Source organism: Pseudomonas sp. GW822-FHT02E03, from assembly GCF_058802325.1.
In genome coordinates this window covers 1-3839 of the sequence record NZ_JBXAOA010000088.1, presented here as the reverse complement: position 1 = coordinate 3839, position 3839 = coordinate 1, and the positions used below count along the sequence as shown (strand labels likewise).

The following is a 3839-nucleotide window of genomic DNA, read 5'->3' as shown; positions in this document are numbered from 1 at the left end:
CGCACGTAATGGTGGGCACTCTAAGGAGACTGCCGGTGACAAACCGGAGGAAGGTGGGGATGACGTCAAGTCATCATGGCCCTTACGGCCTGGGCTACACACGTGCTACAATGGTCGGTACAGAGGGTTGCCAAGCCGCGAGGTGGAGCTAATCCCAGAAAACCGATCGTAGTCCGGATCGCAGTCTGCAACTCGACTGCGTGAAGTCGGAATCGCTAGTAATCGCGAATCAGAATGTCGCGGTGAATACGTTCCCGGGCCTTGTACACACCGCCCGTCACACCATGGGAGTGGGTTGCACCAGAAGTAGCTAGTCTAACCTTCGGGAGGACGGTTACCACGGTGTGATTCATGACTGGGGTGAAGTCGTAACAAGGTAGCCGTAGGGGAACCTGCGGCTGGATCACCTCCTTAATCGACGACATCAGCTGCTCCATAAGTTCCCACACGAATTGCTTGATTCATTGAAGAAGACGATAAGAAGCAGCCCGAAATTGGGTCTGTAGCTCAGTTGGTTAGAGCGCACCCCTGATAAGGGTGAGGTCGGCAGTTCGAATCTGCCCAGACCCACCAATTTTGTGTGGGAAACGCCTGTAGAAATACGGGGCCATAGCTCAGCTGGGAGAGCGCCTGCCTTGCACGCAGGAGGTCAACGGTTCGATCCCGTTTGGCTCCACCACTACTGCTTCTGTTTGTTGAAAGCTTAGAAATGAGCATTCCATCCTGGTGATGGTGAATGTTGATTTCTAGTCTTTGGCTAGATCGTTCTTTAAAAATTTGGGTATGTGATAGAAAGATAGACTGAACGTTACTTTCACTGGTAACGGATCAGGCTAAGGTAAAATTTGTGAGTTGCTCTTTATGAGCAAGAATCGAATTTTCGGCGAATGTCGTCTTCACAGTATAACCAGATTGCTTGGGGTTATATGGTCAAGTGAAGAAGCGCATACGGTGGATGCCTTGGCAGTCAGAGGCGATGAAAGACGTGGTAGCCTGCGAAAAGCTTCGGGGAGTCGGCAAACAGACTTTGATCCGGAGATGTCTGAATGGGGGAACCCACCTAACATAAGTTAGGTATCTTAAGCTGAATACATAGGCTTAAGAAGCGAACCAGGGGAACTGAAACATCTAAGTACCCTGAGGAAAAGAAATCAACCGAGATTCCCTTAGTAGTGGCGAGCGAACGGGGACTAGCCCTTAAGTGGCTTTGAGATTAGCGGAACGCTCTGGAAAGTGCGGCCATAGTGGGTGATAGCCCTGTACGCGAAAATCTCTTGGCCATGAAATCGAGTAGGACGGAGCACGAGAAACTTTGTCTGAATATGGGGGGACCATCCTCCAAGGCTAAATACTACTGACTGACCGATAGTGAACTAGTACCGTGAGGGAAAGGCGAAAAGAACCCCGGAGAGGGGAGTGAAATAGATCCTGAAACCGTATGCGTACAAGCAGTGGGAGCCCACTTTGTTGGGTGACTGCGTACCTTTTGTATAATGGGTCAGCGACTTATTTTCAGTGGCGAGCTTAACCGAATAGGGGAGGCGTAGCGAAAGCGAGTCTTAATAGGGCGTCTAGTCGCTGGGAATAGACCCGAAACCGGGCGATCTATCCATGGGCAGGTTGAAGGTTGGGTAACACTAACTGGAGGACCGAACCGACTACCGTTGAAAAGTTAGCGGATGACCTGTGGATCGGAGTGAAAGGCTAATCAAGCTCGGAGATAGCTGGTTCTCCTCGAAAGCTATTTAGGTAGCGCCTCATGTATCACTGTAGGGGGTAGAGCACTGTTTCGGCTAGGGGGTCATCCCGACTTACCAAACCGATGCAAACTCCGAATACCTACAAGTGCCGAGCATGGGAGACACACGGCGGGTGCTAACGTCCGTCGTGAAAAGGGAAACAACCCAGACCGTCAGCTAAGGTCCCAAAGTTATGGTTAAGTGGGAAACGATGTGGGAAGGCTTAGACAGCTAGGAGGTTGGCTTAGAAGCAGCCACCCTTTAAAGAAAGCGTAATAGCTCACTAGTCGAGTCGGCCTGCGCGGAAGATGTAACGGGGCTCAAACCATACACCGAAGCTACGGGTATCACTTAGGTGATGCGGTAGAGGAGCGTTCTGTAAGCCTGTGAAGGTGAGTTGAGAAGCTTGCTGGAGGTATCAGAAGTGCGAATGCTGACATGAGTAACGACAATGGGTGTGAAAAACACCCACGCCGAAAGACCAAGGTTTCCTGCGCAACGTTAATCGACGCAGGGTTAGTCGGTCCCTAAGGCGAGGCTGAAAAGCGTAGTCGATGGAAAACAGGTTAATATTCCTGTACTTCTGGTTATTGCGATGGAGGGACGGAGAAGGCTAGGCCAGCTTGGCGTTGGTTGTCCAAGTTTAAGGTGGTAGGCTGGAATCTTAGGTAAATCCGGGATTCTAAGGCCGAGAGCTGATGACGAGTGTTCTTTTAGAACACGAAGTGGTTGATGCCATGCTTCCAAGAAAAGCTTCTAAGCTTCAGGTAACCAGGAACCGTACCCCAAACCGACACAGGTGGTTGGGTAGAGAATACCAAGGCGCTTGAGAGAACTCGGGTGAAGGAACTAGGCAAAATGGCACCGTAACTTCGGGAGAAGGTGCGCCGGTGAGGGTGAAGCATTTACTGCGTAAGCCCACGCCGGTCGAAGATACCAGGCCGCTGCGACTGTTTATTAAAAACACAGCACTCTGCAAACACGAAAGTGGACGTATAGGGTGTGACGCCTGCCCGGTGCCGGAAGGTTAATTGATGGGGTTAGCTAACGCGAAGCTCTTGATCGAAGCCCCGGTAAACGGCGGCCGTAACTATAACGGTCCTAAGGTAGCGAAATTCCTTGTCGGGTAAGTTCCGACCTGCACGAATGGCGTAACGATGGCGGCGCTGTCTCCACCCGAGACTCAGTGAAATTGAAATCGCTGTGAAGATGCAGTGTATCCGCGGCTAGACGGAAAGACCCCGTGAACCTTTACTATAGCTTTGCACTGGACTTTGAATTTGCTTGTGTAGGATAGGTGGGAGGCTTTGAAGCGTGGACGCCAGTTCGCGTGGAGCCATCCTTGAAATACCACCCTGGCAACTTTGAGGTTCTAACTCAGGTCCGTTATCCGGATCGAGGACAGTGTATGGTGGGTAGTTTGACTGGGGCGGTCTCCTCCTAAAGAGTAACGGAGGAGTACGAAGGTGCGCTCAGACCGGTCGGAAATCGGTCGTAGAGTATAAAGGCAAAAGCGCGCTTGACTGCGAGACAGACACGTCGAGCAGGTACGAAAGTAGGTCTTAGTGATCCGGTGGTTCTGTATGGAAGGGCCATCGCTCAACGGATAAAAGGTACTCCGGGGATAACAGGCTGATACCGCCCAAGAGTTCATATCGACGGCGGTGTTTGGCACCTCGATGTCGGCTCATCACATCCTGGGGCTGAAGCCGGTCCCAAGGGTATGGCTGTTCGCCATTTAAAGTGGTACGCGAGCTGGGTTTAGAACGTCGTGAGACAGTTCGGTCCCTATCTGCCGTGGACGTTTGAGATTTGAGAGGGGCTGCTCCTAGTACGAGAGGACCGGAGTGGACGAACCTCTGGTGTTCCGGTTGTCACGCCAGTGGCATTGCCGGGTAGCTATGTTCGGAATAGATAACCGCTGAAAGCATCTAAGCGGGAAACTAGCCTCAAGATGAGATCTCACTGGGACCTTGAGTCCCCTGAAGGGCCGTCGAAGACTACGACGTTGATAGGTTGGGTGTGTAAGCGCTGTGAGGCGTTGAGCTAACCAATACTAATTGCCCGTGAGGCTTGACCATATAACACCCAAGCAATTTG

Annotated in this window: 2 tRNA genes and 2 rRNA genes (1 of these 4 running past the window's edge); all 4 read left to right on the top strand. The window is 51.6% G+C overall.

The window, feature by feature from the left end:
- A 16S ribosomal RNA gene (locus AC1RQB_RS28070) occupies window positions 1-414 on the top strand; it begins 1222 nt to the left of the window's first position.
- 82 nt (window positions 415-496) lie between these two features.
- Window positions 497-573: transfer RNA gene (locus AC1RQB_RS28065), tRNA-Ile, on the top strand.
- A 30-nt stretch (window positions 574-603) separates the two neighbouring features.
- Window positions 604-679: transfer RNA gene (locus AC1RQB_RS28060), tRNA-Ala, on the top strand.
- A 249-nt stretch (window positions 680-928) separates the two neighbouring features.
- Window positions 929-3820, top strand: a 23S ribosomal RNA gene (locus tag AC1RQB_RS28055).
- The 16S and 23S rRNA genes sit together here with 2 tRNA genes alongside, the layout of an rRNA operon.
- Window positions 3821-3839: the final 19 nt, after the last annotated feature.